General features: G+C 59.8%; 25 protein-coding genes and 1 riboswitch. Of the genes, 11 read left to right on the forward strand and 14 right to left on the reverse strand.

Annotated elements, in window-relative coordinates; translation table 11 throughout:
• Positions 1 to 150: 150 nt before the first annotated feature.
• The 6 genes from H1B37_RS05600 (at position 151) to H1B37_RS05625 (ending at position 6,944) form a co-directional block, all read left to right on the forward strand.
• Positions 151 to 330 carry a Flp family type IVb pilin gene (locus tag H1B37_RS05600; RefSeq protein WP_095736646.1) on the forward strand — a complete coding sequence of 60 codons (180 nt, stop codon included), beginning with the start codon at positions 151 to 153 and terminating at the stop codon, positions 328 to 330.
• Between the two features lie 704 nt (positions 331 to 1,034).
• Positions 1,035 to 1,133, forward strand: a riboswitch (cyclic di-GMP riboswitch).
• A gap of 161 nt (positions 1,134 to 1,294) precedes the next feature.
• Positions 1,295 to 1,474 carry a Flp family type IVb pilin gene (locus tag H1B37_RS05605; protein ID WP_095736646.1) on the forward strand — a complete coding sequence of 60 codons (180 nt, stop codon included), beginning with the start codon at positions 1,295 to 1,297 and terminating at the stop codon, positions 1,472 to 1,474.
• 495 nt (positions 1,475 to 1,969) lie between these two features.
• Positions 1,970 to 2,527, forward strand: a complete 558-nt coding sequence (locus H1B37_RS05610; RefSeq protein WP_182865639.1) for an A24 family peptidase — start codon at positions 1,970 to 1,972, stop codon at positions 2,525 to 2,527.
• 278 nt (positions 2,528 to 2,805) lie between these two features.
• A complete protein-coding gene (cpaB, locus tag H1B37_RS05615; protein WP_182865640.1) occupies positions 2,806 to 3,828 on the forward strand; it encodes a Flp pilus assembly protein CpaB in 1,023 nt (340 codons plus the stop codon).
• Positions 3,829 to 4,004: 176 nt separating this feature from the next.
• Positions 4,005 to 5,585, forward strand: a complete 1,581-nt coding sequence (locus tag H1B37_RS05620; RefSeq protein ID WP_286177426.1) for a type II and III secretion system protein family protein — start codon at positions 4,005 to 4,007, stop codon at positions 5,583 to 5,585.
• Positions 5,586 to 5,732: 147 nt separating this feature from the next.
• Complete coding sequence (locus H1B37_RS05625) at positions 5,733 to 6,944, forward strand: pilus assembly protein CpaE (RefSeq protein WP_182865641.1); 1,212 nt, start codon at positions 5,733 to 5,735, stop codon at positions 6,942 to 6,944.
• Positions 6,945 to 7,077: 133 nt separating this feature from the next.
• Here the strand turns inward: H1B37_RS05625 and H1B37_RS05630 are convergent, their stop codons facing one another.
• Positions 7,078 to 8,556 carry a leucyl aminopeptidase gene (locus H1B37_RS05630; RefSeq protein ID WP_286177427.1) on the reverse strand — a complete coding sequence of 493 codons (1,479 nt, stop codon included), beginning with the start codon at positions 8,554 to 8,556 and terminating at the stop codon, positions 7,078 to 7,080.
• 115 nt (positions 8,557 to 8,671) lie between these two features.
• Here H1B37_RS05630 and H1B37_RS05635 point away from each other — a divergent pair, with 115 nt between their 5' ends.
• Together H1B37_RS05635 and H1B37_RS05640 are read left to right on the forward strand one after the other, a co-directional pair.
• Positions 8,672 to 10,501, forward strand: a complete 1,830-nt coding sequence (locus H1B37_RS05635; protein WP_182865693.1) for a UbiD family decarboxylase — start codon at positions 8,672 to 8,674, stop codon at positions 10,499 to 10,501.
• A gap of 17 nt (positions 10,502 to 10,518) precedes the next feature.
• Positions 10,519 to 11,325, forward strand: a complete 807-nt coding sequence (locus tag H1B37_RS05640; protein WP_182865643.1) for an SDR family oxidoreductase — start codon at positions 10,519 to 10,521, stop codon at positions 11,323 to 11,325.
• Between the two features lie 94 nt (positions 11,326 to 11,419).
• Here H1B37_RS05640 and H1B37_RS05645 read toward each other — a convergent pair whose 3' ends face one another.
• Together H1B37_RS05645 and H1B37_RS05650 are read right to left on the reverse strand one after the other, a co-directional pair.
• Positions 11,420 to 11,746 (reverse strand): hypothetical protein, encoded by a 327-nt coding sequence (locus tag H1B37_RS05645; RefSeq protein ID WP_182865644.1) that lies wholly within the window; start codon positions 11,744 to 11,746, stop codon positions 11,420 to 11,422.
• Positions 11,747 to 11,987: 241 nt separating this feature from the next.
• Positions 11,988 to 12,449 (reverse strand): YaiI/YqxD family protein, encoded by a 462-nt coding sequence (locus H1B37_RS05650; protein WP_182865645.1) that lies wholly within the window; start codon positions 12,447 to 12,449, stop codon positions 11,988 to 11,990.
• A gap of 19 nt (positions 12,450 to 12,468) precedes the next feature.
• Between H1B37_RS05650 and H1B37_RS05655 the strand changes: the two genes are divergently transcribed.
• Positions 12,469 to 12,858 (forward strand): hypothetical protein, encoded by a 390-nt coding sequence (locus tag H1B37_RS05655; protein ID WP_182865646.1) that lies wholly within the window; start codon positions 12,469 to 12,471, stop codon positions 12,856 to 12,858.
• Between the two features lie 270 nt (positions 12,859 to 13,128).
• Positions 13,129 to 13,347 (forward strand): hypothetical protein, encoded by a 219-nt coding sequence (locus H1B37_RS05660; protein ID WP_286177428.1) that lies wholly within the window; start codon positions 13,129 to 13,131, stop codon positions 13,345 to 13,347.
• A gap of 82 nt (positions 13,348 to 13,429) precedes the next feature.
• Here H1B37_RS05660 and ruvX read toward each other — a convergent pair whose 3' ends face one another.
• The 6 genes from ruvX to H1B37_RS05685 form a co-directional block, all read right to left on the reverse strand.
• The gene (gene ruvX, locus H1B37_RS05665; protein WP_182865647.1) at positions 13,430 to 13,972 is read right to left on the reverse strand and encodes a Holliday junction resolvase RuvX; all 543 of its coding nucleotides are present in this window, start codon (positions 13,970 to 13,972) and stop codon (positions 13,430 to 13,432) included.
• Between the two features lie 180 nt (positions 13,973 to 14,152).
• Positions 14,153 to 14,689 (reverse strand): 3-hydroxyacyl-ACP dehydratase FabZ family protein, encoded by a 537-nt coding sequence (locus H1B37_RS05670; protein WP_182865648.1) that lies wholly within the window; start codon positions 14,687 to 14,689, stop codon positions 14,153 to 14,155.
• A gap of 36 nt (positions 14,690 to 14,725) precedes the next feature.
• Entirely contained in the window at positions 14,726 to 14,824 is a 99-nt protein-coding gene (locus tag H1B37_RS34765; RefSeq protein ID WP_390623451.1) for a 50S ribosomal protein bL37, read from the reverse strand.
• A 280-nt stretch (positions 14,825 to 15,104) separates the two neighbouring features.
• The gene (locus H1B37_RS05675; protein WP_286177429.1) at positions 15,105 to 16,244 is read right to left on the reverse strand and encodes a hypothetical protein; all 1,140 of its coding nucleotides are present in this window, start codon (positions 16,242 to 16,244) and stop codon (positions 15,105 to 15,107) included.
• Between the two features lie 228 nt (positions 16,245 to 16,472).
• The gene (locus tag H1B37_RS05680; protein ID WP_095736631.1) at positions 16,473 to 17,252 is read right to left on the reverse strand and encodes an NRDE family protein; all 780 of its coding nucleotides are present in this window, start codon (positions 17,250 to 17,252) and stop codon (positions 16,473 to 16,475) included.
• A 363-nt stretch (positions 17,253 to 17,615) separates the two neighbouring features.
• The gene (locus H1B37_RS05685) at positions 17,616 to 19,607 is read right to left on the reverse strand and encodes a DEAD/DEAH box helicase (RefSeq protein ID WP_286177430.1); all 1,992 of its coding nucleotides are present in this window, start codon (positions 19,605 to 19,607) and stop codon (positions 17,616 to 17,618) included.
• A gap of 268 nt (positions 19,608 to 19,875) precedes the next feature.
• On the opposite strand from H1B37_RS05685, the gene H1B37_RS05690 reads away from it, so the two are divergent.
• A complete protein-coding gene (locus H1B37_RS05690) occupies positions 19,876 to 21,279 on the forward strand; it encodes a hypothetical protein (protein WP_182865650.1) in 1,404 nt (467 codons plus the stop codon).
• Positions 21,280 to 21,551: 272 nt separating this feature from the next.
• On the opposite strand, the gene H1B37_RS05695 is transcribed toward H1B37_RS05690, so the two are convergent.
• The 5 genes from H1B37_RS05695 to H1B37_RS05715 all read right to left on the reverse strand — a co-directional run bounded on the left by H1B37_RS05695 (position 21,552) and on the right by H1B37_RS05715 (position 26,735).
• Positions 21,552 to 23,177 (reverse strand): hypothetical protein, encoded by a 1,626-nt coding sequence (locus H1B37_RS05695; RefSeq protein ID WP_182865651.1) that lies wholly within the window; start codon positions 23,175 to 23,177, stop codon positions 21,552 to 21,554.
• A 71-nt stretch (positions 23,178 to 23,248) separates the two neighbouring features.
• Positions 23,249 to 23,971, reverse strand: a complete 723-nt coding sequence (locus H1B37_RS05700; protein ID WP_182865652.1) for a hypothetical protein — start codon at positions 23,969 to 23,971, stop codon at positions 23,249 to 23,251.
• A 390-nt stretch (positions 23,972 to 24,361) separates the two neighbouring features.
• Entirely contained in the window at positions 24,362 to 24,697 is a 336-nt protein-coding gene (locus H1B37_RS05705) for a DUF971 domain-containing protein (protein ID WP_182865653.1), read from the reverse strand.
• Positions 24,694 to 26,160 (reverse strand): sulfatase-like hydrolase/transferase, encoded by a 1,467-nt coding sequence (locus H1B37_RS05710; protein ID WP_182865654.1) that lies wholly within the window; start codon positions 26,158 to 26,160, stop codon positions 24,694 to 24,696. Before H1B37_RS05710 ends, H1B37_RS05705 begins: the two co-directional genes overlap by 4 nt.
• Positions 26,160 to 26,735, reverse strand: a complete 576-nt coding sequence (locus H1B37_RS05715) for a DJ-1/PfpI family protein (RefSeq protein WP_182865655.1) — start codon at positions 26,733 to 26,735, stop codon at positions 26,160 to 26,162. Before H1B37_RS05715 ends, H1B37_RS05710 begins: the two co-directional genes overlap by 1 nt.
• Between the last annotated feature and the right edge of the window lie 52 nt (positions 26,736 to 26,787).

A 26,787-nucleotide genomic window follows, 5' to 3' on the forward strand; every position in this document is an offset into this window, starting at 1 on the left:
TTGATCGGACCTTTTCGGACGGCGGTTGGCTCCACTTTTTTGGTGCCGACGTTGCTTCTTTTCCGGGTTCCTTTTCACGTTGGAATGGCCCACTTAAGTCAACAGCGGATGTCTTCGATTTCGAAGGCTCCTCACATATGAGATTGAAAAATGAAAAAGTTCGCTAACAGCATCGTTGAGTTCTTGAAGGAAGAAGATGGCCCGACCGCAGTCGAGTACGCTGTGATGTTGGCCTTGATCGTCGTCGTTTGCTTGGCCGCCGTCGGCACGATCGGTACCGAATCGAACAAGAAGTTCGAAGAAGTGGGAGCCGCGATCGCCGCTAACTAAGCGGACGATATTTGCCCGAAGCGATCTCGCTTTTGTGGCACAGCCCGAACACGTCCCGGCGTCGATTCCTCGGCGCCGGGACGTTTTTTTGCGCTCGCCCCGACAGGCATCCGGTGAAGGATTACCACTCCTTGGAAGAGGCCGCGGGGATTCTAAGCCTTTGATTCTAAGGGGTTTTTGCAAAGATCTAGGGCCGCCCTGAACCACAGGGAGGTCGATTGCCCACGGATCCCAGGCCGCATCACATCCGTGGGTTCGCGCTGCTCTCGGTGGGCTCATTCGGTTCCTCCAGACCTCCTGCCCGAACGCACCACCTCAATGGAAACGTCCTGCCAAGGGGAGCGGAACGCGCAAACGCTTTGCATCTCCGAAGTAAAAGCCGCACAACCTTGGAAGGGAGGGTGTCTTCACGTGTGTGGTGGCTTCTCGTCTTAACGAAGCGTTCACGGGGTCGAGCGCAGCGAGAACAGGGTTACCGGCTTGCAGTTCGGCCCCAGTCCATCCCGCCGCAGGGGGCCATGCTCGGTGCAGCTGTTACATCCCGACCAACATCACCCGCAACCGCCCCAGAACGCTTTGTCTAACTGGAGTTTTTTGACTCACCCGATTCCTGGCATAGGTTTCCGTTGAGAGCAGGTCACGATGATCTGCTGCCGAGGATTCGACCACGCGACGGTCGCCAGAATCCCCGGACGGCCTGGCTCCCCAGAGAAAGGCAAACCGCACCGTAAGGGCGGGGCGCAAAGCTACGGGTCCGTGGGCAAAGCGACTTGCTTTGTTTCAAGGATAGCCGAGCTGCCAAGGGAACGGTCGAGACCGTGACTGAGTCACGGTCCCGATTGCCGAGGCAAGTCTTTTGGAGACGTGGCTGCTTCTTTTCCGGGATCCTATTCACGTTGAATCGGACCAGTAAGTCATCGTCGGAAGTCAACACAACAGGGCTTCCAACCGAGGAGTTTGGATAATGAAAAAGTTCGCTAATAGCATCGTTGAGTTCTTGAAGGAAGAAGATGGCCCGACCGCAGTTGAATACGCTGTGATGTTGGCCTTGATCGTCGTCGTCTGCCTGGCTGCCGTCGGCACGATCGGTACCGAGTCGAACAAGAAGTTCGAAGAAGTTGGTGCCGCCATCGCTGCTAACTGATTCGGTTCATCGGCGAACGGCTTCCTTTGAAGCGTCGCCGATGACCACCCGAGAGACTCTCGACGCATGGCCGGTGCCGGGCTTCGTCGCATTGGCGCCGGTCACGTCGAGTCTCTTTTTTGTGTACCTGTCCGGTTTGTGTACCTGTCCCGGTTTGTGTACCTGTCCCGGTTTGTGTACCTGTCCCGGTTTGTGTACCTGTCCTGGGCGACCAGGGAACCCATCATGAACTATCCACTCCTTCCCGCTGATGCAGCCGAACACGTGTGGCAGCTTTCCTGCTGTTTCATCACGCTGCTGTTTGCCATGTTCAGTTGGATGTTGGGGCCGCGCTGAGAATTCCTCACGCGATCCACCCGCCGCCTGCCGCCGGTCGGCACGCTCAAACCTCCTGCCTCGCTTTGAGGGCGCGCCGGCTTCGGTCACGAATCCGCCGCTCCCCAAACTTCGACCACCAAAACACCTTTCTAAAGTATCGTCACGGGGAACTACACCATGGAAGCCATCATCCAGGGTCTGACAGAAAACTGGGCCGTCTGGTTTGTCACGGTCGTCTTGATCGTCGCCGCAGTCATCGATGGAGCCATCCTGAAGGTTCCCAACTGGCTGACCTTTCCCTTCATCGCCTGCGGTTGGATTCACTGCACCGTCCAAGGCGGCATCACCGGTCTGGGCTTGAGTCTGCTGGGCACGTTCGTCGGAATGATGCTATTGCTGGTGCTGCGAAATGTCGGCGGCATGGGCGGCGGTGATGTGAAACTGCTCGCCGGTGTCGGCGCCTGGTTGGGCACCGTGGTGACCCTGTACGCCTTCGCCGCCACCGCGATCGTCGGCGGGATCATGGCCCTGTTCATGATCTGGAAGAGCGGCAACTGGACCAAACACTACGCGATGGCGCTGCAAATTCTTGGAGAATGGAAGACGGTCAAGAAGCCGTCGGAGCTTTCCAAGATCGCTCGCGAGCGAAAACCGACCATGTATCTGTTGCCATACGGAATACCGATGGCGATTGGCTCAATTATCTATTTTGCCTACGCCGGAATGCTTATCTGAACGCAAGCTCAGATGTCTGTTTTTGGACACCGGAACCACCACCCGCATTAGGCAGTTCCGGTCCATCGCGGCGGGCTATTCCTGGGAATTTATCCCGATTAGCCCGCCCTTGGCACTTAGGAAAAGCAAGCCTATTACACCAGCCATTCACCCGCCAATCGCACGGTTGCAGGCAGGTGCTGGTTGCAACCGAGTGAAGAGTGTGGGTCGACAGCCTCCTCCCAGCTCAGTCCTCCACACCCGACACGTCACACACTGGTCTCGGACCAGCAAACGCTATGCGAAACAAATCACTTTTCTTGCTACTGGCCGGTATCTGCGGCACCGTCGCGGCCGTGGGTGTCGGACAGTGGATGCAGGCACAAAATGGCACTGCCACGGTGGACATGACCGAGATCTTGGTCACCACCGTCTCGATCAATCCCGAAGAACAGATCACGGCCGAGAAACTGCGGCTGGAACAGTGGCCGACCGACCGGATCCCACAGGGAGCGTCGGCGGATCTGGGCCAGTTCGAGGGTCGCTTTGCCAAGGTTCCGCTGTACGCCGGGGAACCGATGCTGGACCTGAAATTGATGAATGAAGTCGAAGACAAGGTGGTACCGCGAGGGTACACCGTCGTCTCGTTACCGGCCGGCCGCGACGGAACGGTCAACTTGGTCAGCCCCGGCGACCGAGTAGACATTCGTGGCTTCTTCACCAAGGGCGAGATGTTCGCTCGTGACATGGCATTGGACGTCTTGACCGGAATCAAGGTCTATGGCATCGACGGGATCACCAAGTTTGATCCCGACCAACCGCGCACACGATCGGCCCGCGACATCCAATTGCTGATCCGCAAGGCGGACGTCGAGGCGTTTGATTTCGCCAAGAAACTCGGTGAGATTTCGTTGTCGCTGGGAAGTCCGACGGCCGATGACGAAACCATTCCCGAAGGAGAGCCCAGCGAAGCGGCCCGCAACTTCCTGCGAGACCTGCAGGAGCGTCGCGACGAACAAGAGCGGCTGCGAAAGCTTGCCGAAGCGGAAAAGCCCGCCGAGGAGGAGCAGACCGAAGCCGGACCGAAGAAAGCCACGTTCCGCACCACAAAAATCATCAACGGACGAATGATTGTTTACGAATGGGTCGAAGGGGAACCGCTTCCGCGTGTCGTCGGCGACACCGGATCGCTTGACCCGGCCAGCAGCGACGATTCGGTTGAAACCACCGTCGAGCCAAACAATCCGACTTCCGATGACTATCTCCGAGGAGCCGACAGCCCCTTCTTTCAGCCCGACGGCGGAGAAGGATCTGAAGAGTGATCCCTCGATAGAGAGACCCGAGCAAATCAAGAACTCGCCGCCTAGCGGCGAGCGTGACCCGTCCCTTTTTTTACCCGACGTTACTCGCAACGAACTGATGGATGCCGATGACGCATAGTCATCGACACCGTGTTTCGGAGGATCCGAGACGATGGTTCGGCAAGGATGCACCTGCGATGCAAATGTTCCGAAATGCGGTTCGCCCATCCGCGCTCAAATTGATCGCCCTTCTCTCGGTGGCGTGTCTTGCGACTCACGCCGGCGCACAAGGGGTCGACGACACTCAGCTGACGTCTGCCGCGACGGCCGGCGCCGCCAACCACACGATCACCCGTTCGGTTGAACGGATGCAAATGCTGGTCAAATCCAGCAGCATCTTGACGCTGGAGGCGAAGATCCCGCGGTTCCAAGTGCACAACGAAGAAGTGCTGGGGGCCACGCCGATCTCGCAAAACCAATTGCAGGTGTTTGCCAAGACTCCCGGCACCACACAGATCAACCTGTGGGACACCGAGGACAAGCAGTACACCGTCGACATCACGGTGATCGCCGACGCCCGCGAGATCGAAGGCATTCTGTCCTCGCAGCTGCCGCTGGCGACACTCAAGGTGATGCCGGTCAACGCCTCGGCGATCGTCTCGGGTTACGTCACCAGCGTGGACGATGTCGATCGTGCGATCGCGATCGTCGAGCAATACTACCCGACGGTGGTCAACAACATTCGCGTCGTCGGTGTCCAACAAGTCTTGCTGCATACCCGCATCATGGAAGTTTCGCGAACCAAGCTCCGCGAACTGGGCGTCGACTGGGACTGGGTGGGTGACACTCGGGCCTTCACCAGTTATCCATCCGGCGTCGTCGGCAACAGTCCGACGAACATCTTTCAGGGTGAAGAGTTCACCGCGTTCATCTCCGCACTCCGTCAACAAGACCTGGTGAAGTACCTGGCCGAGCCGACCGTGATCGCCACGCACGGGCGACCGGCACGATTCACCGTCGGTGGTCGCATCCCCTACATCCTGCCTTCGGGCAACGGGGGACAGGTGACGGTTTCTTATGAAGATTACGGAACCTCGGTCGACTTCCTGCCCTTCGTCGTCGGCCCCGGACGGATCCGATTGGAAGTGCGTCCGGAAGTTTCCGAACCCGACGAGTCGCGTTCGCTGGTCGTCGCCGGTGCCAATGTGACCGCGTTCAGCCAACGCTACGTGGAAACCGCGGTGGAACTCCAAGCCGGCCAGACCTTTGCGATCGCCGGTTTGCTGCAAAGCCGTACCGAGGCGACGACTCGCGGCACGCCGGTGCTGAGCGAACTGCCGGTCATCGGCACGTTCTTCCGCCGTGTCCGCGAACAACGCAACGACATCGAACTGCTGATCACCGTCACGCCCGAATTGGTCGACGCGATGGAACCGCACCAAGTGCCTCGCGGCGGTCCAGGTCTGAACAGCACCTCGCCGATCGACCACGACCTGTACATGAACGGTCACATCGAAGTGCCGAACCTGTTGGGCGGCGACGGCTGTTCGATGAACAGCGGGCCGGCGGCTTCCGGAAACGCGTCGATGATCCACAGCAACGTGATGCAAAACGGAGCGATGATGGCCCACGGCAGCCTGCTGTCCCCGGGCATGGGATTGCCACCCGGTGCGACCCTGGACAAGGGTTCCGCCCTGCCGCCGGGAGCGATCCTCCCCGGCAGCGAGCCGACCGTCGTCGGCGAAGGCGTCGTCATCAGCTCGCCCGAGGACAACTAAGTCTGACGGCGTAGGTCCTGGCGGCCTATGGCCTGGGGGCAATCGGTTGTCGGTCACCCCGCCGACGACAGCGCGGATCGGCGGCCACGTGGCCGCCGGATTGGGGGAGAAGAATGAAGTTGAAATGAGCGACCGGATAGATCTGCAATGACAAACGTGCTACGAATCGCATTGGTCGACCCCAATGATGACACGCGTGATTCACTCAAGTCCATGCTTCTGGGCATGGACACCGTGTGGCTGGAAGCGGATTGTTCACGCTACGAGTTCTTCCCCGACGTAATCGAGCAAACCGCTCCGGACGTCGGCGTCATCGCGCTGGACAACGACAACGACAAAGCGATTCGGTTGGTCGAACGACTCGCCAGCGACGCGCCGGACACGGTGATTCTGGCGGCCAGTGAAAGCACCGACGGTCATTTGATCCTGCAAACGATTCGTGCCGGGGCGCGCGAGTTTCTCACGCTGCCGATGTCCCACGAAGATCTCGGCGCGGCACTCAATCGCGTCAGCCAACACAAGTTCGGAAGCAGCGAAGGCGGCGCACGGGGATGTGAAGTCGTCGCCATCGCCGGGGCTACCGGCGGCGTCGGAACAACGAGCGCCGCAGTCAATCTGGGCTGTATCTTCGCGGCCGACAACCGCAACAGCGTCGCCCTGCTGGACCTCGACCTGGCCCTGGGCGATGCCGACGTCTTTCTCGATGCGATCCCCGACTACACGCTCGCCGATGTCGTCCAAAATGTTTCGCGATTGGACATCCAATTGCTGAAACAGTCGCTGACCAAGCACACCAGCGGGCTGTACCTGTTGCCCCGCCCGGTCGAACTGCATGACACCGTGGGGATCACCGACGAGAGCATGCGCAAGGTCATCGGGCTGTTGAAAGCCTCGTTCACGCACCTGGTGATCGATCTATCCAAGACCTACAGCGCGGTGGACATGGCCGCGATCGAAGCCGCCTCGAAGGTGCTACTGATCACCCAGCTGGATCTTCCCTGCCTGCGTAACGTCGTGCGTTTGATGATGAGCTTCGAAGAGGTCGAGGGGCTGCAAAGCAAGGTCGAAATCGTGGTCAATCGCGCCGGCTTGGAATCCGGACAGATCAGCCTGAAGAAGGCCAAGGAAACCCTCGGACGCGATATCTATGCGCTGTTGCCCAACGACTATCGCACGATGGTCGAAGTCCGAAATAACGGTGTGCCGCTGATCAACCAGGCCCCCAAAGCCGCCATCACCCAAGCGCTCCGTGACCTGGCATCCAAACTCAGCGGCCAGGAACTCGCGGCCGAACTCGCCGAGGGCAGCAAGTCGAACGAAAGCAAGTGGAAGATGTTCTGGCCGGGGGCCAAATCCTAGGGCGTTGGTTGGCGGTAGCGGACCTCGCCAAGAGTTTCGTCCCCCACCGCTCGCACGAATCCGGGCGCATCGCCGAAAGCCTTGGCGGCTTCCGCTACTTGGGCAACTCCAGAAATCGGCCTACCAACGCCCCCTACGCCTCGGCCTGGTTCTCGACCCAGCGGACAAGGGTTCGCACCATCACGCCGGTCGCGCCGGCGTCGCGATGCGGTTTGGGGCTGTCGGCGAACGCCGGTCCGGCGATGTCGATGTGAACCCAAGGCACATCGCCGACGAAGTTTTCCAAGAACTTGGCCGCGGTGATCGCGCCGCCCCAACGGCCTTCACCGATGTTCTTGATGTCCGCGACCTTGCTTTTGACCTTTTCGTCATACAGTTCGAACATCGGCAATTGCCAAACCGGTTCGCCCTCGGCATGGGCCGCGCCTTCGACCGCATCGCACGCCGATTGATTATTGGTCATCAACCCGGCGACCTCGTTGCCGAGGGCCACCATGCAGGCTCCGGTCAGCGTCGCCAGATCGACCATCGCCGTCGGTTGCTGTTGGATGGCCACGTCCAAGGTGTCAGACAACACCACGCGACCTTCGGCGTCGGTGTTCAGAATCTCGATCGTCTTGCCGCTGCGGGTGACGATCACATCGCCGAGTTTGTAACTGGAACCGCTGACCATGTTCTCGGCCAACCCACACAGTCCGATGACGTTTTTCTTGACGCCCAGCTTTGCCAGGGCGTGCATGGTCCCGATCACGGTCGCGGCACCACCCATGTCGCATTTCATGTCGACCATCCCGTCACTGGGCTTGATCGACAACCCACCGCTGTCAAAGGTGACGCCCTTGCCGACGATCGCGATCGGCGGTTCGCCCTCCGCTCCGCCGTTGTGACGCAGGATCACCAGGCGGGGCGGTTTGTCACTGCCGCCGCCCACCGCCAGGATCGCGCGACAATTCTCTTCTGCCAATCGCGTTTCGTCCCAGACCTCGCACCCCAGACCGACTTCGGTGGCCAAGGCTTCGGCACGCTCGGCGAACGAAGCCGGATAGATGACTGAAGCGGGCTCGTTGACCAACCGCCGCGCCAAATTGACGCTGTCGCCGATCACGACGCCGCGGTCGATCGCCGTCTTGGACGCCCCCGTGATCGCGATCGTCTGTGGCACATAGGTCGACGGTTTGGTGCGATAAATCGATTGCCCCTCCAGTCCGTACAACGCTCCGGCAACAATCGCATCATGATCGGCAGCGTCGAACCACTCCGGCAACGCGATCACCCAGGTTTCGTGTGGTTTGGAAACCAGCGACCGAACCGCGGTGCTGGTCGACGTGAACGCGGCTTCACGATCCAGTTTGGATTTCTCGCCCAACCCCATCAACAGCACCAACATCGGACCGTCGCCGCCGGGTCCGGGGATCAACATCGATTCCCCCGACTCCGATGACAGTTTTCCCTGGTCCTTCAAGCGGCTGATCACACCCCCGGTGGCTTGATCGACTGCGGCAACCGTCGCTGACAGCGGTGCATCGTCGCACAGGCCGACGATTAAAACGTCGCATGTTTCACCGATCGCGTTCTCGGTGACGACAAAACGGGGGCAAGGCAGTTGTGGCAAGATGGAATTCGGTTGAGACTGGGACGGGCTTTCCGACATAAGATGATGACACTGATTGAGACATTGTTGAAAGACGTCTGAAACACTTTTTGATAGTTGTAGTTTATCGACGATGATGAAACACCGCAGCACCCGAGACGTCGTCCAGGACCTTCGCGCCGGCGGGAGGCTGCTGGAGGTAACCGACGCGGTCGACCCGAACCTGGAAATCGCAGAAATTCAGCGCCGCCTGTATGCCAACGGCGGCCCGGCGGTCCTGTTCACGCACCCCACCGGCTGTCGGTTTCCGATGGTTTCCAACCTGTTCGCCTCGCTGGATCAGGCCCGTTACCTGTTCCGCGACACTTTGGAATCGGTGCGCCGCCTGATCGAAGTCAAACTGGATCCCTCGGCCGTCCCCAAACGACCGTTCCGCTACGCCGGCGTCCCGCTGACGGCCGCTCGTATGTTGCCAAAATTCGTCCGCAGCGGCCCGGTCGCGGCGAATCGCTGCACGGTGGCGGAATTGCCGCAGCTGAAATGCTGGCCCCGCGACGGCGGCGGCTTCGTGACGTTGCCCCAGGTGTTGAGTGAAGACCCGACCGACCCCGCGAACCTGATGAAGCTCAATCTGGGGATGTACCGCGTTCAACTGTCCGGCAACGACTACACCGACCAAGAAGTCGGCTTGCATTATCAGATTCACCGAGGGATCGGAGTCCACCACCGTCAAGCGATCAAGCAAGGCAAACCGCTGCGTGTGGCCGTCACCGTCGGCGGCAGCCCCGCGATGACCCTGGCCGCCGTGATGCCGCTGCCCGAGGGGCTGACCGAATTGACGTTTGCCGGTGCCTTGGCCGGCGGCCGCATCGGGTTGCTCCGCGGAAACCACGCGCCGGTGTACCGCGACGCCGACTTTGCCATCGTCGGAACGATCGATCCCGAAGCGACCAAACGCGAAGGCCCGTTCGGTGACCATTTGGGATACTACAGCTTGGAACACCCCTTTCCGGTCATGAACGTCGAACATGTCTGGCATCGCCCCGGGGCAATCTGGCCGTTGACGGTGGTCGGGCGACCACCGCAGGAAGACACGACCTTCGGCCAGTTGATTCATGAATTGACCGACCCCATCATCCCCACCGTGATCCCGGGGGTCAAAGCGGTCCACGCGGTCGACGCCGCGGGCGTTCACCCCTTGTTGCTTGCGATCGGCAGTGAACGCTACATGCCGTACTTGAACGAGCCCGCCCCGCAAGAATTGCTGACCCAGGCCAACGCGATTCTGGGCAACGGCCAATTGTCGCTGGCCAAGTACTTGATGATCGCCGACGACCGCGACGACGACTTGGACATCCACGACATCGACAACTTCATCCAATTCGTGTTGCAGCGAGTGGACTGGAAACGGGACCTGCATTTCCAGACGCAAACGACGATCGACACCCTGGATTACACAGGCACGGGATTCAATAAGGGGTCAAAAGTCGTCATCGCCGCGGTCGGTCCGGCCAAACGGATGCTGCCCACCGAATTGCCCGGTGATCTGCAATTGCCCGACGGGTTCCACAGTCCACGCGTCGTGCTGCCGGGCGTGTTGGCGATCGGGTGCCAGGCGTTTGAAAGCACGACCGGTCGGTCCGACATCGTGCGTTTCTGCGAACACTATCGTCCCGAAGACTCCATCAACGCCTTTCCGCTGATCACCCTCGTCGACGACAGCGAATTCGTATCTCAGTCGCTCAGCAATTGGCTGTGGACCACGTTCACCCGCAGCAATCCGGCGACGGATCTGACCGGCATCGGTGCCGATACGATCGCCAAACATTTCGGATGCCGCGGCAGCGTCGTCATCGACGCCCGTTTCAAACCCTGGCAGGCACCGCCGGTGATCGAAGATCCCGAAACGGTCGCCAAAGTCGACGCCCGTGCCGCCCGCGGCGGCCCCTTGGCAAAGTACCTGTAGAAACCACCAGAAACGCGATGAGCTTTTTAAAAACCGTCTTCGATTGTGACGCCCCGGTCGCGTTGGTCACCGGCAGCGGTGCCCCGCGTGTCGGCCGCGAGATCGCGATGGAACTCGCCCGGGGTGGCTGTCGCATCGCCTTGCATGCCAACACCAGCGTTGAAGAGGCGGAACAGGCGGCGAAGCAGTTGTCGAAGGATTACCAGTGCGAATCGATCATCACCCAAGGTTCGCTGGAAAAGGATGACGTGCCGCAGCGTCTGGTCGACGAAACGGTCGCCGCGTTCGGCCGCTTGGACATCCTGGTCAACAGCGCCGCGATCTGGTCGCCGACGCCGATCGACCAAGTCACGCCGGCGGAGATGCGTCGCTACTTTGACATCAACAGCGTCGCGGTTTTTCTGTGTGCCCGAGCCGCCGCGGCGGTGATGGCCGATCAAACCACCGGCGGATCGATCGTCAACCTGGGCGATTGGGCGACCGTTCGTCCCTACCTGGATCACGCCGCCTATTTCCCCAGCAAGGGTGCGATCGACGTGATGACCCGCTCGTTGGCCGTCGAGTTCGCCACACGCAATGCCGCGATTCGCGTCAATTGTGTCAAACCCGGCCCGGTGCTGTTGGCCGATGAAATCCCCGACAGGCAACGATTGAAACTCTGCACCAGCACCTTGACCGGCGGCATCGGGACCGCCGGGCATGTCGCCCACGCCGTCCGCTTCCTGTGCGAAAACACGTTCGTCAACGGCGTCTGTTTACCGGTCGATGGCGGCCGATCGATCTATTCACCCGACGGGCTACAGGTCGGGGAGAACACGGGATAAAAAAAACACCTGCCCGGAGGTGGTTCCGGACAGGTGTATCGCTGGCAAGACAATTCGGTTTCGCCGCCGTGCTACTCCAAGAGGACTCCTTTCTTTACCTCCCTAAAAAGGTGCGTTTGAACCAAGCATTCTTTTTTCGGTCAAATGCTTTCAATTTATCGATCACACCGGGCTTGGCGTCCTCCTGGGCGTCGCTCCGGGGTGGCTTCTTAATCGGCTCCATTTCCGCTGGTTCCACCGCGTCGTGATAAATCGCCCGGCGGATCGGTGGGACAATCGTGACCGCTGGCTGGCTGGCATCCAAAACGGGTGCCGGCACGGAATTGCCGACAAGGATCGAGTGTCCGAAGTCCCACGGTGCAGCCGACGCGGCACCGGCAACGCCGAGCACGAGAAGGGCGAGAAGGGCTATCTGTTTCATGGAGTCTAAACTCCTTTTGATGAGAAGGTTTCCGAGACACCGAAACATTCCCGCCAGTTAGCCGGACGCAATCAGAAAGCGTCGCGGATGCCGGCCATTCAACCGAGATCGCGGTCCGGCACGTCCCGTTATGTGGAATCCGGGCGACTTTGCTGGTCAAGGCGTCTGAGAGGCCGGCGAAACGTGATGGGCTGCGAACTGCCGGGACTCCTCGCGTCGTCCACTACGGCTGCACTGATTGTTACGCCTGGTGCCGCGCCAGTTTGGTCAGCAGGCGATCAAACGCGGCGGCGAAGGCTTTCTTGTCTTTCGCACCGTAAGGTGCCGCTCCGCCGGTCGCCGCACCGGTCCCCCGCAGCTGGTCCAAAAAATCTCGCATCGACAGCCGCGAGGCAATATTGGAGGGGTTGTACTCATCCCCGCGCGGGTCGATCGCCGCGACCTGCTTGTCGACCAATTGGGCCGCCAAGGGAATATCTGCGGTGATCGCCAAATCGCCGGCTTGGCTGTGGACAACGATGTACTGGTCGGCGACGTTGGCCCCCTGGCTGACGACCACCGATCGCACCGTGACCGCCGACTTGGGAATCGCCTGGGCCGTGTTGGCAACCAACACGGTTTCGATCCCCAATCGATCGGCCGCGCGAAAAACGACCTCCTTCACCTCTCGCGGCGCCGCATCCGCGTCCACCCAAATCTTCATCCCACACGCTCCCACTGTGATGCCCACTGATTCATTTCACATCCATCTGTACGGTCCCCGACCAGACACCGACGTTTCCTCCGGCGGGCCGATGCCGCCGATCCCCACCAGTTTCGAAGCCGCCGGCGAGCGGCTGCAACAGTCGCTGCCGATGGCCTTGCTCGAGCCCGACGGATCGTTCGCTTGGGCCGGCAAGCATCACCAGGTCGTCGGCATGATCTACGACGCCGCGATGGAGATCCAATATGTGGAACTGCGGGGCCGTTGCGATGCGTTGAACCTGCGAAAACTGGTCGAAATCCTGGCCGGAACCGCCGAGATCGACCCGTTCGCGGTGATGGTGCTGCCAGAGCGGCAGTGGAAGAATTTTCAATCCTTTGCAAATTCGCTCGTCGCTTCCGCCCTTTAGCACGGCACCGCTTCCGCTGCTTGAGTGACACAAAATCGGTTTCGAGTCGAAAATCACGGCGAACGGGAACTTTTCCGCGAACTTCCCGTCAAAATCCCGGCTCTGATCCACTGATTGGCACGATTAATGCATAAACGCTTTTTCGTCAGATCGCGTTGATCCGGCACAATCGGTTTAAAGCAATCAAATCGTTTTGATTCTCTAAACCAAGGAACCAAAACCGCTGATGCGAGTGTAAGCGTTGGCCCTGTTTTTCACGAGGGATTGAACATGATGACTGCTGTTTGCCACAACGAAGTCTTGGAATCAGAATTGACCGCTCAAAATGAGACGACGAGCCAAGAAATCAACTTGTCAGACGCCGAAATCATGCGTCGAGTGCGCGACATTCGTGCGACGTGGTCGCTTTCTGAGCGTGCCGCGCGGCGTGAGGAAGCCGACCGCCGATTTGAGAATCTGATCGAAACGATCTTCGCCGAGGCGGCTTGATTGGATGCTTGGAAAGAACCTCCGAACCCCTCCCGACGGGTCGGGTTCGGTGTGTGGTTCCGCCCTTGCGACCCCGACCTCGCTATTCCAGCGTGTCGCCGCCGAGCGGTTGTTGGTCGATCGATTGTCCGACCAGAACGCCGTGGTAACGACAGGCTTCTAGAAACGACTCCAGTAACACCAACGCGGCGACGGCATCGAGCTGTTTCTTTTTCTTTTGGCGACTCATTCGCCCCCCGGAAAGCCGTTCTTTGGCCGCGGCCGTGCTGAACCGTTCGTCGAACAGTCGCACCGGCAATCCGGTTTGGTCGTTTAACCAACGCGCGAATTCACGGCACTCCTTGCTTTTCTGACTTTCGCCGCCGTCACAATGGATCGGCAATCCCACGACGAAACCGGCGAGGCGTTCCTGCCGCGCCAGATCGCGGAAATAGTCGGCGTCTTTGGCCTCACCGCGAACCTGGTACACCTCCACGGGACTGGCCAAGATCCGGTCCGGGTCGCAAACTGCGATTCCGATCCGTACCGTCCCATAATCAACGCCAGCCAATCGGCCCGATTCGGGGAAGGATGGCGGTGAATGTTCCGAAGCCGCCGGGCTTGAATCGGGGCGATGTTCTGTCATCGATCGAATGACCGTCGCCGGTCTTGCTGTAAGGGAGCCCGATGAGTGTCGCCGTGTTCTCCGAACTCGGCGAGCGCGAGAAAGCGAAGCTTTGCCTAGCGCCGACCTCGGAGAGGACGGCGACTGTCCAGCCCGATCGAATCCAACGCCGCGCTAGACCACCAGTGCAGCGTCCCGATTTCAACCCACGTTTTGCGCGGCCCGACTGGCCAAGTGATCTTTGACGGCTTGGACGGGCAACGGGATCCCTCGGATCACTCCATCGACGACCAATTTTTCGCCGACGATGCCTTGGAAATCTGCCACGATCATTCGCCCACGCCGTGCTTTACTCAATCGGATCATCAAGATCAGCCGATCGCCGGGGACGACGACGTCTCGGAACCGGGCGCTATCGACGCCGCCAAAGCCGACCATTTCCGCACCGAGCAGATCGTGCTTTTGGGCAAAAAAACTTGACAGCTGAGCGACCGCTTCGAGCTGGATGACGCCCGGCATCACGGGCATTCCGGGCATGTGGCCGCGGACCCAAAATTCGTCGTGCCCGACGTCTTTGTACCCGGCGCAGGTCAACGTCTCGACATCCTCGTACAGGATCCCGGACAGATGCTCCATTTCATGCCGCTGTGGGTTGAGCGCGCGGATCGCATCGAGATCGGCGACCAGCTCGCTGTCGCGGAGCAGAGAAAGATCAACAATAAAATCGTTTTTTGGCACAGCAATCGCCTCGGAGTTTCAGAGTCCCGAGCAATCTCAGGTCTTGATCTTCTTGCGTTTCGCCTTGCGGGCCTTGGCGTTTGCTGGACGACGGCCGTGGTTGGCCTTCTTCAATTTGTGGTGTGGCTTTGCCATCTTGTCGGTGAATTTGAATGAAAGGAAACGGGTTGGTGGATGGTTTGAGTCCCGGAAAATAGCAGAACACCCGCTGTCGCGGTAGTCTTACCGTTGTCCTGAGTCCCCGGATACGGGCACATTTGTCCTGGGCCAATGCAACCAGGACCGGAGCAACAATTTAACAGCTCAACCGGCCTCCGGCACCGTCCGCTTGGTGCCCGGGTGTGCAAACCGGTCAGATTTCATCGTCCGATCGCTAGATCATAGTCGGAAATCGCCCGACTTCACCGCGACAGTTTCAGCGAGACAGCGTGCTGGGGCGAGCCGAAGTGGCCATCGGAGAGCCATATCGCAGCTCATCCTGGGGTTGTGAAACCGAGTAGCGCCCGCTGTCGATCACCGATGGCGGTCCTATCGGGCGGGGCGTCGACGCCTGCGGGGCGGGAGTCGATGCGGTCCCGGGATCGGATACGGGTGCGGATGCGGGTGAATCGGCGGAGGCGATTTGGCCCAGGGCGGTCTGCTGGCGACGCCGCTGGTACCAGCTGGAGGATGCTTCGGACGGGGCCGCCGGTCCGGAGAGCGCCAGACTGCGGGGATCCGCCAAACGGCCGGATGACGCAGCGGGCGTTGCCGCGGCGAGCGACTGCGATGCCTTGCTGCGGGTCGACACAAACGACTCGACCGGGCCGCTGCCCTGAGCCACCCACGCCAACCACTGGTCTTGAAGCTGTTTCAGCGATTCGTATCCGTAGTGGGCTTGGACATTCGCCGTCCACGAGGAACTCTCCATGTACCCTTCCAGGAATTCGATGAACTGTCGCGGCCCGGACTGCTCGATCAAAAATCGACACACCGAATAGCCTTGCGCGTACATCGGCAGCATGTCACTGGGGTACTCGGTCAACAGGAACAGTCGGTTCATCGGGATGCCGCGGCGATTGCTCAAGTATTCCCGCAGCTTGACTTCGTGCTTGTTGCGTTCGGCGGAATGTTCCACCGTCGTGCAGATCCCTTCGTCTGCCCAGCGCGGCAGGGGACGCCCGAAGTGGGTCGCCATCACCGTGTGGGTGACTTCGTGCGGCAGAACGCTGTCCAGAATCCGTTCCCGCGAACCGATCACCCGCATTTGAAAGTTGCCGACCGGCGAACGGTTGTAGGTCGTCGCGCCTTGGGCGGCCATGTGCGGCCCACAGACCACTTCGATGGGACAGGGCGTTGACCAGGGTGGCAACGGTTTGCCGAGCCAATAGACCGCCAATTCATCGCGGAACTTTTCCGCATGACGGGCCACCGATTCAGCCAACTCTTGGGTCGGTGCGTGGACCAGAAAGTTCTGTGTGCGGGCGTTTTGGGCGACGACATGTGGATCGATACCACCCCACACCATCGCGACCAAGACGGCCGACAAAACACTCCAACGTCGAACGGCTTCCATGCCGTGGCACTCCGATTGCGAGACTCCGGACCCTCATGCTTTCAAAACCGCGTCCGCTGCGGCCCAAGCACGGGCGTTCCAGGCAGTCTAGGGATCACCGCCGACCGCTGATAGAGAAGTTTTTCGTAGGTACGATGGCCCTTCCGGGCTGTCGCCCGTGGGGCTCAGCGCGACGACCTCGAAAGGACGTCGTCCAAGTCATTTGGAAAGGACGTCGTACAGACGCGACTACGCGCCAACCTTGGCCTTGGTGCGTGCCTCGCGAAGGCCACGGCTGAGGATATCGCGGAGCATCGGCGAGCAATCTTCGTACTTGGTTTGATCCGGCGCCCCGTTGCTGAACTGATAGATCGCATCGCGAGGCTTGACCCCCAGGGCGATCAGCGAACTGCTGACGGTGCCGTAATCCTGGTTGCGAATCACCATGCTCGGTCGCCCGGGGCCGACCGGTGCTCGGGCAAACACGCGGCTGGCGACCGCCAGGAACTTGACCGGCGAATCGAGTGTCTGCAGCGTCAACAGTCGCCGCGCCATCCGCACCCGTTCGTCATCGGGATCGTTCAGATTGTGGGCCCCGATGATGTTCAACCCCGGTTCCATCTCGACGACTTGCTGATGCTGGTCGGAATGGATCGCATAGCCAGCTTTTGCGTCGGCAATGATCAGGTTACAACCTTCATATTGCGTCTCGCCCAGCTCGGCGAGCGCTTTGTCCAACGCCCGAGCCGAACTCGTGCATCGAAGCAGGTCCATCGCAAGTGATCCGCGTGAGCGCTGGCCGAACAGCGGCATCGCCGTCGCCCGGTTGCAAACCCCCACAAACAACCCGTTTTGATTGACACCGAGCCAGGTCCCACCGGCTTTTTGATCCACACCGCACAACACGCGAGGCTTTCCCGACTGAATTGACGGCGTCAAACTCGGCCGGTCAAAGTACTCTTCGCGATTCGCTGCAACCAGGATCGGACTCTCTGGGACCAATTGATACTGAACGGCCAATAAGCACATCTCGAAGCTTTCTTTTCAAAGATCAGTTGGGATTTGAATCACGGGTGCGACGCCGACGAAAACCAGGACGGTTGCCGTCGAAATCCACGCCCGCCAATCTATCCACGTCGCCGACGAATCTGCACCCCCTGATGGGGTAGAAGAGGCGAAAAACAACCGCAAATTCCGCATGTGGGCCCGCGAGTCACCCCGCTGGGCCAAGTTTTCGGGTCGTGGCCTGTTCAAAATGCCTATTTTCGGCTAGCTAGCATCCGCGGAAGACCCTCGATCAGGCTCGGGGTGGAACGGGTCGCAGGTGCTGGAGTGCCGGCTTTTGGGACCGTCCCGCTTAGGGTGATCGCGATTCTTAGGAGTACCGAAGCACTACTGCTTGCGATGCTTCTTCTTCTTTTTCTTCTTCTTTCCCGCCGCCGCTTTGCCGCCTAGCGCCCCGGACGGGCCGCCAAACGCCCCATCGGACTTGCCGCGGAACTTTCCACCGGGCTTGCCGCCTTTTCGAAATCCACCCGGACGGCCACCCGAATCTCGCTGTCCCGGTCCGCGATCGGGACGAATCCGCAACTGTTTCCCCGAGACCCAGGCGCGTTGCAGCGTCTGGTAGACGTCCTTGGGCATTCCCTCGGGTAAATCCACGGTGCTGAAGTGCGGATAAATCTTGATCGGTCCGATCATCTGGCTTTCGATACCGGCTTCGTTGGCGACCGCACCGACGATGTTGCGGGGTGCGACGCCGTCGTTGCGTCCGACTTCGATCCGATAGCGGACCATGCCGGGTTCGGGCGGTCCGAGCACACGGGGCCGTTTGCCGAATTCCGCCCCGCCGCCGCGATCCTCGCGTCCCCGACGTCCCTCGTCGCGGTCTCGGTAATCGTCGCGGGCGCGTTTGGGGCGGTCCTTGACCAGGAACGTGCGTCCGTGTTGCCCGATCTCCGCCAGCGCCGCGGCGATCATCTCCATCGGTTTACCGGTTTCCTGGGCGTATTGTCCGATCAAGTCCTTGAACAGCGTCAAATCCTTGTCGGCGATGGTCTGGGTGATCGACGCTTTGAAACGTTCGATCCGCATCGCATTGATCGCATCGGCCGAGGGGACCTCTACCAACTCGATCGATTTCTTGGTGGCCCGCTCGATCAGTTTTAACTTTCGCCGCTGGGCGGGGGTCAAAAAGATGATCGCTTCGCCGCTGCGGCCGGCGCGGCCGGTTCGCCCGATCCGGTGAATGTAGGATTCGGCATCGTGGGGCAGATCGAAATTGAACACATGGCTGATGCGTGTGACATCCAGCCCCCGGGCGGCCACATCGGTCGCGACCAACACGTCCAACCGTCCCGATTTGAGTTGGTCGATGGTTCGTTCGCGGACGCTTTGGGGCATGTCGCCGTTGAGTGCGGTGGCGGCAAACCCGTTGCGGATCAGTTGTTCGGCCAAGCGGACGGTGGTGTCCTTGGTCTTGGTAAAGACGATCACCCCGTCGGTCGCTTCGGCTTCCAAGAATCGCGTCAGCGCGTTGGCCTTTTCTTTGGGGGGAACGATCACCGCGCGTTGCCGGATCGATTCGGCCGTAACGTGTTTCTTTTCGATCGTTACCAAGGCGGGATCGACCAAATACCGGTCGGCGATCGAGCGAATCGGACCGGGCATCGTAGCCGAAAATAGCGTGACCTGGCGTTTTTCCGGTGTCTGTTCGAGCACGAACTCGACGTCTTCCAGGAACCCCATGTTCAACATCTCGTCGGCCTCGTCCAAGACCAGGCACCTCAACTCGCTCAGATCAAGCGTGCCGCGCTTGATGTGATCGATCACGCGACCGGGCGTGCCGACGACGACGTCCACGCCGCGACGCAGCGCCCGAAACTGATGCTCGTAGTCCTGGCCGCCGTAAATCGCTAGAACACTGAATCCCTTCAGATTCTCGGCATACTTCTCGAACGACTCGGCGACTTGAATCGCCAATTCTCGCGTCGGTGCCAACACCAGGGTCTGGACCGAGCGCTGCTTGGAATCGATCGTCGACAGAATCGGCAACGCAAAGGCCGCGGTCTTGCCCGATCCGGTTTGCGACTGGGCCAGCACATCGCGGCCGGCCAACATGTGCGGAATCACTTGCTGTTGCACCGAGGTCGGCTCGGAATAGCCGGACTCGACGACCGCATCAAACACCTGGCGGCGCAATTCCAACCCCGCAAACCCGGTCGCTGCTTCTGGCTCTGATGCGGTCACGTCGTCACTGGGACCGGCCTCCACCTCCGCATCTTGAGGGGCTGCAATCGGGGCCAATTCGCTACTGGGGGCCAATTCGCTCAATTCAGGTTCATTCTCGACCGTTACCTGATGGTCTTCTATCGACAAATTCAATTCGTTCTCGGATCCCATGATCACTTCTAGGCGTCAAACATTCGTGCTCTTTCGATAGACAGGAGACTATCCCAAGGCCTTCAAAAGCGGCAGGTCGTAAATTCTGAATTGACGACAATGACCGCTGAGTGCCGTTTAAGTGGCAGATCGCACCGCTATTGACGGATGTCCATCGGCACTGGCGGCGTTCCATTCGGTTAAATTCTCTCGCAATCTTCAGCCAACGGGGGATTCGGTCGCTTCCCCATGAGCTTTCCCAAGGCTTCCGATGCGTCGCCGCATCTCCCCGTCAACCAACCCGCCACCGCCGATGACGACGCCGCCCCCAAATCCGTCGGACACCGATCACAGAACCGACGCCGATGACGCAAGCGAACCGATTGACGTCGGCAGCTTTCGTCTGATCGACGTGCCGGGATTCCTGATCGGCCACCGCGCGTCGATCGAACGCACGATCGCCTCCAAAGCGTCCTTGGCGCTGGGCGCGGTCTTGGTCGCCACCGCGGCGCTGGCACGGGAGTACGACGCGATCAGCTTCCTGCACCAGCCGTTGGACCTGCTGGCCCCCTTTGCCGCGTCGGTGTTGGTTTCCGCGATTCTGTTTGTGGTCCTACGGTGCTTCCACGCGATCACCCGAATCGACAACCCCGCCGGCATCGTCGAAGACTACCGGATCTTCTTGTCCGGCTACTGGATGACCGCGCCGCTGGCATGGTTGTACGCGATCCCGATCGAAACGATGGCCGACGAAGTGGCCGCGTTGCGATTCAACCTGACGCTGCTGTCGATCGTTTCGATCTGGCGCGTGCTGTTGCTGGCGCGATTCGTCTCGGTGCGTTACCGCGTCTCGCTGCTGGCCGCGCTGTCCTGGGTGCTGGCGCCTTGCATGGCGATCGCCGTGGTGGCGTTGTTTCAACGAATCATGTCGATGGTCTCGATCATGGGCGGATTGCGGTTGACCGAAACCCAGCAGATCCTGCTGGAATTCCGCTCCAACGTGTTCGGTCTGTCGTTCTATGGATTCATTCCCGCGCTGTTATTGGGTATCGGTCTTGCGATCGCGGCTCAAAAAAATGGCAATCGCACGGCGATGCGTCGGTTCCTGCCAAGCGTCACCTCTCGATCGACATGGGCGATTCCGATTGTTGCACTGGCCGTGTTGGCCGCCGCGGCGTGTTGCTTTCAACCGGATCGCTATCGCGCCGCCGAAGTCGACCGACTGCTGATCGATGGCCGACTCGACGAAGCGATCTCGATGATGCAACAACACGGCCGGGATCAGTTTCCCAGCGTTTGGGATCCGCCTCCTGAATTCCCCACACGTCGCACGCCCGTCCCGCCGATGTCCGAATTGCTGACGGCGATCCAACAACACCAACCCGATTCCTGGGTGGTCGATCGGTTATTGGTCCAGGCCGATGAACTGTTGATGTGGGAATTCGGGTGGACGCAAGGCGTCGGCGATGAAGCTTACCTCGAATCAACCCTCTACATCACCGACTCGGCCGCACTGACTGAAATGCACCAACATTTCGAAACGCTCGCCGAGATGCCCGCCGGCGAGGAGGAACGCGACCGCCGCGTCAGGCTGCTGAAGATCGTCAAAGAAGCGATTCCCAAAGCGGAAGCGTTCGAGAACGATCTGCCGGTGTCGGAGGTAGGAAAAGAATGATCTTCACCTCCAAAATCTTCCTACCTCTCCGCCATGCGTTTTCCGGTCGACGGGAGTCGGGAGAGGGATGGCAGAATGATACGGGGCAGAATGATAATTCTCTCCTTCTGGGAGAGACGGCGTTTTCGCAGCAAGCAAACGCCAGAGAGGGTCTGCACCTGCGAACGTCTGGCGGCTTCCGTTACGATCAAATCCGTCGCGAATACAATTGGGCGTCGCGAAGCGACGCAGGGAGTCGGCTAAAGCCTCGATACCAACGCGTGCCCGGTTCCCTACGGCAACGGGATCTCCATCCAGATCGGTTTGTCAGCCGGCAGGGGAACCGTGATGCGGACGTTCGTGACCGCCGGACCGCCGGGGATGTTGGAGGATGATCCCGGATACTGCGTCCCACTTTGAATTTCCATCGTGACCGCGCTCGGTGACACCGACCCATCGTGCGTTGACTGGTCGGACGAGGGTATCGACCAAACCTGACGGATCGGCAGCCCCTTGTACTGCCACTTGTCGGACACGTCCAACGGATAGTTGAAGTTCCAAAAGTTGGCGACGTCGGTCGTCAATTCCAAGCGACGGTACCCCTCGCCGCCGGATGCCCGCTGGTCCATCGGAAGCCGTGCTTCGGGAATCGGTTGCCACCCCGTCGTCGGTTGACCCCGCGGGCGGATCGTCTGCAACGCGAACGATTGCGGCACGACGGGTTGCTGTGACTCTGGATCACGATCATTGACATCTGGCAACAACCGCAGCGTTCGCCACTGAAATCGCGCATCGTGCTGCGTGACAAATTGAACCGCGTCCAAGGGCACACTGTCTTCGGCCTGATGCGGAATCAATCCGATCCGGTTTGGAAAGTTTGCATCGAAGACAACTTCGACGACCACCCGTGCACCTGATGGAAAGGCCGGATAGTGGGCGAACAGACGCATCTTTTTTCCGTCTTCGGAAATCCATTGTTCTGACCGGCCCGATCGCGGGGCGTTCGCTTGATCGGTTCTCTCCAATGCATCGGTCACGATCAACGTCGGCCCGTCTGGCGTTGACGCATTGGGGCCGAATGCGACTTCAGGCAGATCGACCGAAGAGGAATCTGGCAGCACCGGACGGACGGAGATCGCATTGAGAACCTTGCCGGGACGAAAGTTTTCGTCGTCCAAGACCGCACGATAGGACGGATAGATGGCCAACAAGCCGTTCCAATCACGGCCCTTGCTTAACAACCGCATGCCTTGGCGATTCCCCCAGGACGGCATGAAGGGACTGTCACCTGGTGCGACAAACCGCTTGGGCGGTTCGGATTGATACCCCTTGGGCACGATGGAAAGCATGTTCCCTTTGGCATCGTACTCCGGCGGCAGAGACTGCGAACCGAACTGTTTGCCAGGATGCTTCTCCATGTAACGAAGCTGACGCAAGACAAGCGGTTTGTCCAGGTCGAACGCCTCCGCCGTCGGGCCGCCTTTTCCGTTACTGCTGCTACTGGATGTTTCAATCCAATCCGACGGATGCTTCTTTGTGATTGCTTCGGTGTCATCGACGAACACCTGCGTGACGAATTCCTGATCGACCGATCGGGTGTATTGCAGATGAATGGTGTGGACGCCCGTCGGCAAATCAAACGACATGGATTCCGCGGGGTCGCCCATCGAATGAATCCCTTCGGTCGCCAGACGCAGCTCCATTTCCGCGTCCGCCGGCAGAGAGTATTTCCAACCGTGAATGTTGTGCCAAATCCCGGGCAGCGAGCGCAGGCATAACTTCTGGTCATCGATGACCTGCAAATGCGTCGTCAACGCCCGCATCTGATCGACGCTGTTCCGCAGTTCTGGAAGGTCTCTGATGGCAAACACGGTCGGCAACCAAGCCGCAACCATCAACGTCAGCAGCATTAAATCCATCAAACTGAATCGCAACCCGCGTCTCCGCGATGAGGACGTGGGGAGATCCGATGCGGATACCGGGTCATTCGTCATTTTTGAACCTCCGGCATCCGGTCGATCTTGCCCTGTGCCCATTGCTCAAACGCGTCTCGTCGATCTAACTCCACCAGATACGTCACGATTCCGGGGTAGAGTGTCGGCTGATCTTTTTTCGACTCGACCGGCTGTTGCCCCCGCAAACGCAACAAACAGATCGGCTCGTCGACCGAAAACGACTTCGACGGCGTTTCGGCCGTCACGACCGACTCCACCACCAGATCGTCCAATGAATCCAGCGGCAGATCGTCCGACAAGGACGACGAACTCGATGACCCGCCTTGGATTCGACTGGAGATCCATCCCGTTTCCTTCTTGATCAACGCGATCGTCAACACGGTTTCGACGGGATCCTGCTCTTTGCCACGCGAGCTGAAATCGCGCCCGCCAGTGCTTCGCGGTGAATCGGCTGCTATGGCGCGGCGCCCCGTGATGAAACAGGGCCCATATCCGGCCGGCAAGTAGATTCGGTAACGCCACACGTGCGCGGCCGCGACTCCGGGTGGAATGTCATCGGGTCCGACCGGGACGCGACTGATGTGAACACGCTTGGGATCGGTCACGTCCAGCAAGCCGACTTCCTCAATCAATCGCGCCCGCTGGCGGCGCAGATCGAACAACTGTCGGTTGAAATGGATCGAACTTGCGATCCCGATTGCCGCGCCAAGCACGATCAACCAAGTCACCGGACGACGCGATCGCGAACTGGATTGCAACGTGGTGTCTCCGCGGGTTTTCAGGCGAGATACGGTCAGTGGATTGCCGGTACCACCATCGTACCCGCAACAGCGATCGACCAGAACCGAACGTGGGCGACCGGGCAGAAAAGCACAACTGACAGCAGCGTTTTGTGTACACGGCCCCGCTTCTGGTTAGTCAGGCAAGAAAATTTCGGGGGTAAGAAAATGAGGAACCGCGTCTCCATTGGATTGCTTAATTTTCTTACCTCCAAAATCTTCCTACCTCTCCACCCAGCCACCTCGTCCTGTCACCGCGATCAAGAGTCAGCCGAGGGATGGTAAAATGATACGGGGCAGAATGATGAGGTGCCGCTGCGCCGGCGGCAAGCAGCTGGTCCTACGCGGAAGGTAGGGAACTGAATCCCGTCAACTGCCCAGCTCGTCCAGCATCTTCAACGGATACAGCCCCGAGGAATGGCCGTCGCTGAACGCGATGTTGTACGCGTACGATCCGACCGGCTTCATCGACACGATTGTCAGCGGCCGAGCTTCTTCGGCCTTCAGCACCGGCAACGTCAGTGGCTTCGATGGCTTTTCGTCGGCTTTCTGATCGGCACGTTTTTTCTCGCGACAGGTCGCACAGGGACAGGCCTGCCGCAACGCTCTGGCGGTCAATCGCGAGACCTGGCCGTCGCTCCAAGTGATCACAATCACGGACTCGCCATCGCGGGCGATCGATTCGGGAAGTCTATCCAAGGTCATCGGTTCCCCGTGTGAATGCCTGCCGCTGCGCGTTTTCCCGGACGCCACCACACATCAAGTTTCGTTTGCAAATTTTCCGTCATTGGCTGATATGCCGGATCATCCGCCAGATCATGCTGCTCGTTCGGATCGTCCACCAGATTGTAGAGCTGGCGTGAATCCCCGTAGTCACCCCACACCCGGCCTTTTCGTCGGTGCGGAACAATCAACTTGTAGTCCCCGTCACGAATCCAGCGGTACGCGATGTCGGCCGATGGATTGCCCAGCACGCTCGCGTCGCCCGGGTAGATCTCTCCATACACCGGCTCAGGGGACATCGCGTCGACTTGACCGGTCGCCAACGGCCACAGGCTGCGACCGCTGATCGGTTTCGCTGGACTCATTCCACAGGCCTGCAACACCGTCGGCACGATGTCGACGCTGCTGCACAACAGCGGATGAGTCGCCGATCGAGTTTGTCCGGTCAAGTGAAACAGTATCGGGGTGCGCAGTCCGTCCTCAAACGGCGACCGCTTGCTCCGCCGAGTGTAGTTGTAACCGAACCCGTCGCGCATCGGCTGGTTCGGATCCGGTCGAAAGCCGTTGTCGACGACGAACACGAACAGCGTGTCTCGACCGGCAGAGTGTTGCTCCGTCAGCTCGATCAGTTCGCCGACCGTTTCATCCAACTGGCTGCAGGCGGCATAGTAGGCCCGCTGGTGATCAGGAACGGAGGCATCGTACAGATCAAAGAAACGCTTCGGACTGTCGTGCGGCAAATGTGGCAAAAACGGCGCGTACCAGATGAAAAACGGGCCGCCACCGACGTCGCCCAAAAAGTCTTCGATCGGCTGCATGGTTTCTCGACCGATCGCCAAACCGGCGTCGCCGTTGCCGTGTGCGACCCATTGTCCGTCGGCCAGTTGTTTGTTGCCGTGCCGCGCACCGGCGACCGGTTTGCCTGTCGTCATCCCCTCAGTGAACCCGGCGTTCTTCCAATGCCCCTCCCAGTACTTTCCGGTCTGCAAACAGCGGTATCCGCCCGACGCCAACAATCGCGGCAGCGTGTCGACGCCGCGAATCAACACCGTCGCGGCTTCCCTGGCCGCTTCATACCGATCGCGGTCATAGGTTTTCGTCAGCTTTGAAAACCCCGGCGGCGGATGATTGAAATGAACGCCGTGCTGGTGCGGATACAGCCCGGTCAACAGCGTCACCAATGACGGCCGACAGACACTCGAAGGGACATAGCCGTGGGTGAATCGGGCCGACCGCGCCGCAAGTGCATCCAAATGCGGCGTTTGGACGACTCGGTTGCCCATGAAGCCGAAGTCAGAAGACGTCTGGTCGTCCGAAATGATCATCACCACGTTGGGACGATCCTGGCTGGGACGATCCTGGCTGGGACGATCCTGCCCGCGGGCGACTGACGCCAGCTGCACGAACAATCCGATCACGGCGAGAACGTGGCTGAACCGTCCCATCACGCTTGAACAGGTTGATGTGCCTTCTGCAGCAATTCGATCCAAGGGCCGATGTAGTGACCGTTGTCGTGGAAGGTTCGACCGCTGACGAGATTGCCATCGACGACACACGGCTCATCGACAAAGGTCCCGCCACAGACTTCCAGATCAAACTTGCACTTCGGCACCGTGGCCATCCGGCGTCCGCGGACACAATCGGCATAGGCCGGAATCTCCACGCCGTGGCAAACACTGGCGATCGGTTTGTTTTCTGCAAAAAAATGCTTGGTCACCCGCACCAGGTCTTCGTCGTAACGAATGTACTCGGGTGCGCGACCGCCGCTGAACAGGATCCCCGCATAGTCCTCCGGATCGATCTCCGCAAACGCCACGTCGGCCTGCAACGTATAGCCTTCCCATTCCTTGGTGATCGTCCACCCCGGTTTCACCTCGTGCATCACCAATTGATACAGCCGCTTCTCCGGGGCCGCGACCACCGGTTGGAACCCGGCTTCGATCAAGCGGTAATACGGGTACATCGTGTCGAGCGTCTCGGTGGCATCACCGATGACGATCAAGACTTTGGGCTGGCTCATGGCGGGATCCGGTGGGGAGGGATTTGGCGGTGATGATGCCGTGTAAATTCAG

This window comes from Stieleria mannarensis, assembly GCF_014154935.1.
Classification (GTDB): Bacteria; Planctomycetota; Planctomycetia; order Pirellulales; family Pirellulaceae; genus Stieleria; species Stieleria mannarensis.

Bases quoted from the DNA above. Each gene is read 5' to 3' on its own strand.
- H1B37_RS05625 (WP_182865641.1), top strand. From the start codon at position 5,733: ATGACAAACGTGCTACGAATCGCATTGGTCGACCCCAATGATGACACG.
- H1B37_RS05710 (WP_182865654.1), bottom strand. From the start codon at position 26,160: ATGGGACGGTTCAGCCACGTTCTCGCCGTGATCGGATTGTTCGTGCAG.
- H1B37_RS34765 (WP_390623451.1), bottom strand. From the start codon at position 14,824: ATGGCAAAGCCACACCACAAATTGAAGAAGGCCAACCACGGCCGTCGT.
- H1B37_RS05620 (WP_286177426.1), top strand. From the start codon at position 4,005: ATGCAAATGTTCCGAAATGCGGTTCGCCCATCCGCGCTCAAATTGATC.
- H1B37_RS05680 (WP_095736631.1), bottom strand. From the start codon at position 17,252: ATGTGCTTATTGGCCGTTCAGTATCAATTGGTCCCAGAGAGTCCGATC.
- H1B37_RS05695 (WP_182865651.1), bottom strand. From the start codon at position 23,177: ATGGATTTAATGCTGCTGACGTTGATGGTTGCGGCTTGGTTGCCGACC.
- ruvX (WP_182865647.1), bottom strand. From the start codon at position 13,972: ATGACAGAACATCGCCCCGATTCAAGCCCGGCGGCTTCGGAACATTCA.
- H1B37_RS05660 (WP_286177428.1), top strand. From the start codon at position 13,129: ATGATGACTGCTGTTTGCCACAACGAAGTCTTGGAATCAGAATTGACC.
- H1B37_RS05655 (WP_182865646.1), top strand. From the start codon at position 12,469: ATGCCCACTGATTCATTTCACATCCATCTGTACGGTCCCCGACCAGAC.
- H1B37_RS05690 (WP_182865650.1), top strand. From the start codon at position 19,876: ATGCGTCGCCGCATCTCCCCGTCAACCAACCCGCCACCGCCGATGACG.
- H1B37_RS05610 (WP_182865639.1), top strand. From the start codon at position 1,970: ATGGAAGCCATCATCCAGGGTCTGACAGAAAACTGGGCCGTCTGGTTT.
- H1B37_RS05675 (WP_286177429.1), bottom strand. From the start codon at position 16,244: ATGGAAGCCGTTCGACGTTGGAGTGTTTTGTCGGCCGTCTTGGTCGCG.
- H1B37_RS05635 (WP_182865693.1), top strand. From the start codon at position 8,672: ATGAAACACCGCAGCACCCGAGACGTCGTCCAGGACCTTCGCGCCGGC.
- H1B37_RS05645 (WP_182865644.1), bottom strand. From the start codon at position 11,746: ATGAAACAGATAGCCCTTCTCGCCCTTCTCGTGCTCGGCGTTGCCGGT.
- H1B37_RS05605 (WP_095736646.1), top strand. From the start codon at position 1,295: ATGAAAAAGTTCGCTAATAGCATCGTTGAGTTCTTGAAGGAAGAAGAT.
- H1B37_RS05715 (WP_182865655.1), bottom strand. From the start codon at position 26,735: ATGAGCCAGCCCAAAGTCTTGATCGTCATCGGTGATGCCACCGAGACG.
- H1B37_RS05650 (WP_182865645.1), bottom strand. From the start codon at position 12,449: ATGAAGATTTGGGTGGACGCGGATGCGGCGCCGCGAGAGGTGAAGGAG.
- H1B37_RS05640 (WP_182865643.1), top strand. From the start codon at position 10,519: ATGAGCTTTTTAAAAACCGTCTTCGATTGTGACGCCCCGGTCGCGTTG.
- cpaB (WP_182865640.1), top strand. From the start codon at position 2,806: ATGCGAAACAAATCACTTTTCTTGCTACTGGCCGGTATCTGCGGCACC.
- H1B37_RS05600 (WP_095736646.1), top strand. From the start codon at position 151: ATGAAAAAGTTCGCTAACAGCATCGTTGAGTTCTTGAAGGAAGAAGAT.
- H1B37_RS05705 (WP_182865653.1), bottom strand. From the start codon at position 24,697: ATGACCTTGGATAGACTTCCCGAATCGATCGCCCGCGATGGCGAGTCC.